The organism is Vibrio sp. Vb1554 (assembly GCF_033344235.1).
Genome location: NZ_JAWPOJ010000403.1, coordinates 1 through 1,092, shown reverse-complemented (window position 1 = coordinate 1,092; position 1,092 = coordinate 1). Strand labels below are relative to the sequence as shown.

Genomic DNA, 1,092 nt, shown 5'->3' with positions numbered 1-1,092 from the left:
TTAAATGAAATTGATTATCAATTGCAAGCGCGTATTGTTTTCATTTTAATGGTCATAAAGTGTGCGATTAAACCATGGTGTAAGCTAAATCACTTAAAATTAAACAAATAATCTCTACACTCAAGTTACGACAATAAGAAAAAGGAAGCGGATATGGCAATACTAAGATTGGAACCTCAACAGCTATATTCTGTAGCAGATCTAGAGAATATGCCATGTAAGTCGACCAAGGAACTGCCTCCTATTGACGAAATCGTGGGACAAGAGCGCGCGCAAAAAGCGGTCGAGTTTGCGATGTCAATTAAGGAAAAAGGGTACAACATTTACGCCATCGGTCAGAACGGGCTAGGTAAGCGCACGATGATTCTGCGCTATTTGAATCGTCACCAGCATGACGCCGATGCGTTATTTGACTGGTGTTACGTCGCGAATTTTGAAGATACACGCACGCCTAAAGTGTTAAAGCTCCCTTGTGGAATCGGTAACAAACTGCGTGTTGATATTGAAGCCTTAATGGGGAAATTGCTTAACGCGCTGCCATTAGCTTTTGATAACGAAATGTACTTTAGCCGTGCTGATCGTTTGAAAAACCAGTTGGCAAACAAACAGCAAAATGAATTGGACCGCATTAGTCGTGAAGCTAAAGAGCACGGCATCAGCCTGACGATCACATCGCACGGCGATTATCAATTTGTCGCTATGAATGGCGATGAGTTGCACACTGAAGAATCTTTTGATGCCTTGAGCAAAAAAGAGCAAGAACAGTTCAGTGACAGTATTGACGCGTTAGAGGTGAGTTTACGTTCCATGGTGCGTGAACTGACCGAGTGGGAGGATACCTACAGCGACAAAATCAAAAAGTTGAATGATGAAGTTACGCTCGACGTGATTACTCACTTCATTAAAAAGCTCAAAGTGGATTATTCGGAATACTCCGAAATCAAAACCTATTTGACGGAGCTGCAAAAAGATATCGTTGAAAACGCGGATATTTTCCTCGATCAAAGTGGTGAACAAGGTGAGATTGCTGCTGCGTCTTTAGATAAAAAGTTGCCTCGTCGCTACAAAGTGAACGTGTTAGTGAGTCGTAAC

General features: G+C 42.0%; 1 protein-coding gene. It reads left to right on the top strand.

The annotated features are described in order from the left end of the window. Nucleotides 1-153 precede the first annotated feature (153 nt). Nucleotides 154-1,092, top strand: a 939-nt coding sequence (locus R8N28_RS26625; protein ID WP_318183843.1) for a Lon-like protease helical domain-containing protein, incomplete at its 3' end; no start/stop codon positions are given.